A 2952-nucleotide genomic window follows, 5' to 3' on the forward strand; every position below is an offset into this window, starting at 1 on the left:
GCTGGAGCAGCGCGGGCGGCAAGTCGCTTCCACAATGTGGCTGAGGTTTGCCGGGTGCTTGACGGGGCAGGGCGGTTCCTGACGCTACGCCTTTGCGTGATTGCATCGGGGTTGGCGAACCGGATCAGAAGGCTGTGGTAGCTCAGTGGTAGAGCACTCCCTTGGTAAGGGAGAGGTCGAGAGTTCAATCCTCTCTCACAGCACCATCCCTTCCCGCCCGTACGAAAGCAGGGCCACGGACTGGGTGCGGCTGGCTGCCCTGATGCGACGCGCCCATGGTGCGGACGCGGTGTGCCATGCCTGATGCGCCTGACCGGCATGGTCGCCGCCTCCCGTTCACGCCGATGGTTGTCGGGGTCGATATTGATCGTTGTCGGGTTGGGTCGGCACGGCGGGTGCAAAGCCCGAACCGCTTGTTGTGCTGGCTGCGGAACCTTGCGTGACCGCCGCCGCAGTGGTTCGCACGAATGGACGGTGCGGCCGTCGAACCGGTCGATGCCCTCAGGGCGTCCAGGCCAGGAAGTTGGCGATCAACCTTAGCCCCGTGGCCTGGCTCTTCTCCGGGTGGAACTGGGTGCCGACCATGGTGTCGCGGCCGACGATGGCCGTAACCGGTCCGCCGTAATCGACATGGGCCAGCAAATGCGCCGGGTCTGCCACGCGGAACTGGAAGGAATGGACGAAATAGGCGTGCTCGCCCGTGGTGATGCCGTCCAGCAGCGGATGCGGCGCGTCGATCACCAGATCGTTCCAGCCCATGTGAGGGACCTTCATGTGAGCGCCTTGGGGCATGATGCGCACCACGTCGCCACCGATCCAGTCGAACCCGGGCGTCTCTTCGTATTCCAGCCCGCGCGTTGCCATCATCTGCATTCCGATGCAGATGCCGAGAAAGGGGTGGGCGCGGGCGATCACCACCTCCTCGATTGCCTCGAACAGGCCGCGATGGTCGAACAATTCGCGTCGGCAGGCCGGGAAAGCTCCATCGCCCGGCAGCACCACCCGGTCGGCGCGGCGCACCATGTCGGGGTCCGAAGTCACGACGACCTCGCCCTCGCCGGTCTCGCGCGCCACCCGCTCGAACGCCTTCTGGGCCGAGTGCAGGTTGCCCGACTCGTAATCGACGATGGCGGTCAGCATGCCCCTACAATGCCCCCTTGGTGGACGGGATCGCGTCGGCCTTGCGCGGATCGGTCTCGACCGCCTCGCGCAAGCTGCGCGCGACTGCCTTGAAGGCGGCCTCGGCAATGTGGTGGCTGTTGATCCCGTGCAGGCACTCCACATGCAGCGTGATCCCACCATGGGTGGAGAGCGCCTGGAAGAACTCGCGCACCAGTTCGGTGTCGAAGCTGCCGATCTTCGCGGTCGGGAAGTCGACGTTCCACACCAGGTAGGGCCGCCCCGACAGGTCCAGCGCGGCGCGCACCAGCGCATCGTCCATCGGCAACAGGCACGCGCCGTAGCGGCGTATGCCGCGCTTGTCGCCCAGAGCCTGCGCCAGCGCCTGGCCCAGCGCGATGCCCACATCCTCGACCGAGTGGTGGTCGTCGATACGGGTGTCGCCCGTGCAGCGCACCCGCATGTCGATCAGAGAATGGCGCGCAATTTGGTCCAGCATGTGGTCGAAGAAGCCCACGCCGGTCGCCATGTCATAGGCGCCGCTGCCGTCCAGATTGACCGCGACCGATATATCGGTCTCGGCGGTCTTGCGCGTGATCGTCGCTGTCCGCATCGGGGCCTCCCTGGGCTTGTCGCGCCTCCCTTACACCGCGGCCCCGTCCTGTCCAAGCCCCGGGCGCGGCTTTTGCCGCTTGCCGGGGCGGGGCGGCCTCAATAGGTTTGCCCCAGACGTCGAGAGGAGCCGAGAGATGTCCACCTGTGTCTTCGTGCAACTGCGCTGCCGACCGGGCAAGACCTACGAGGTGGCCGAGGATATCGTGCTGCGCGAACTGCATTCGGAGCTTTACTCGACCAGCGGGGTCTATGACCTCCTGCTCAAGCTCTACATCCCCGAGGGCGAGGATATCGGCAAGTACATCAACGACCGGCTGCTCGACATCCCCGGCATCGAACGCTCGTTGACGACGCTGACCTTCAGGGCGTTCTGAGCGGGCAGGGGATCAGGATTTCTCGACCACGGGAAACAGCGCGTTCGATTTCGTGACGATGGCGCCCGCGCGCACGAGTCCCTGAAGCCGGGCAAGCTGGGCATGGGCCTGCGCCGTGCGGGCCGTCGCGCGCCCCTCGGTTTCGGCGACATGGGCGGCTTCGAGCAGGGCGAAACGCAACGTGTCGGCGCTTGCCCCGGAAAGGCCGAGAACAGCATCGCTGCCTGTCCGGACATGTAGCCCGCGCTGCAGGACGTCCCGCAGGACCGGCCGAACCGGCCCGTCACATGCCGGGCCCAGATCCGTGCCCGGCGGTGATCGCGCCAATAGTCATTGACCGTCTCGGGCAGGGTGGCGGTGACCGTCAGCGCCCAATGCGCCCGCGCGGGGCAGGTCAACGTGTCGGGCGCGGGTCCTTCATTGCTCGCGGCCACCACCACCAGACCCCCCGCCCGATAGGCCCGCGCGACCGCCTGGCACAGCGGGCAGGCGTCCGGGCATCCGCGGGGCGCGAAGGACAGCGACAGGTTTGCGATGCGGTATGTCGGGAAGGCGGCCACCACCGCGTCCAGGGCGGCGATCACATCCTCGCGCCGCATCGGCGCCTCGGCCGGGATCACGCGGAAATCGCCCGGCCGTGTCTCGGGCGCCAGCACGGAAAGACAGGTGGCCACCGTGCCGCCGTGCCAGTTGCTGCTGTGACGTGGGCGCCCCTCGCCGGTGAAGTCGCGCTCCTCTACCACCCTCGGGTCAAAGCCGTTGCGGGGCAGGAACCCGCTGTCGAGGATCGCCACCCCCACGCCCTGGCCGCGATAGCCCTGATCGTAAAGCTCCTGCGCCTCGA

General features: G+C 67.2%; 4 protein-coding genes, 1 tRNA gene and 1 pseudogene. 2 read left to right on the forward strand and 4 right to left on the reverse strand.

Annotated elements, in window-relative coordinates:
* Window positions 1-131 precede the first annotated feature (131 nt).
* A tRNA-Thr gene (locus ENN83_RS06720) sits at window positions 132-206 on the forward strand.
* A gap of 295 nt (window positions 207-501) precedes the next feature.
* On the opposite strand, the gene hisH is transcribed toward ENN83_RS06720, so the two are convergent.
* The gene (gene hisH, locus ENN83_RS06725) at window positions 502-1140 is read right to left on the reverse strand and encodes an imidazole glycerol phosphate synthase subunit HisH (protein ID WP_287185432.1); all 639 of its coding nucleotides are present in this window, start codon (window positions 1138-1140) and stop codon (window positions 502-504) included.
* A 4-nt stretch (window positions 1141-1144) separates the two neighbouring features.
* Window positions 1145-1732: an imidazoleglycerol-phosphate dehydratase HisB gene (hisB, locus tag ENN83_RS06730; protein WP_287185434.1), complete on the reverse strand. Its 588-nt coding sequence runs from the start codon at window positions 1730-1732 to the stop codon at window positions 1145-1147.
* 136 nt (window positions 1733-1868) lie between these two features.
* Between hisB and ENN83_RS06735 the strand changes: the two genes are divergently transcribed.
* The gene (locus ENN83_RS06735) at window positions 1869-2108 is read left to right on the forward strand and encodes an Lrp/AsnC ligand binding domain-containing protein (RefSeq protein ID WP_287185436.1); all 240 of its coding nucleotides are present in this window, start codon (window positions 1869-1871) and stop codon (window positions 2106-2108) included.
* A 12-nt stretch (window positions 2109-2120) separates the two neighbouring features.
* Here ENN83_RS06735 and ENN83_RS06740 read toward each other — a convergent pair whose 3' ends face one another.
* Both ENN83_RS06740 and ENN83_RS17115 read right to left on the reverse strand, forming a co-directional pair.
* A complete protein-coding gene (locus tag ENN83_RS06740) occupies window positions 2121-2288 on the reverse strand; it encodes a hypothetical protein (RefSeq protein ID WP_287185438.1) in 168 nt (55 codons plus the stop codon).
* 74 nt (window positions 2289-2362) lie between these two features.
* Window positions 2363-2908 (reverse strand): annotated as a pseudogene (locus ENN83_RS17115) (S8 family serine peptidase); the annotation flags it as partial.
* Window positions 2909-2952: the final 44 nt, after the last annotated feature.

This window comes from Rhodovulum sp. (assembly GCF_011048875.1).
In the GTDB taxonomy this organism is placed as follows: domain Bacteria; phylum Pseudomonadota; class Alphaproteobacteria; order Rhodobacterales; family Rhodobacteraceae; genus Rhodovulum; species Rhodovulum tesquicola.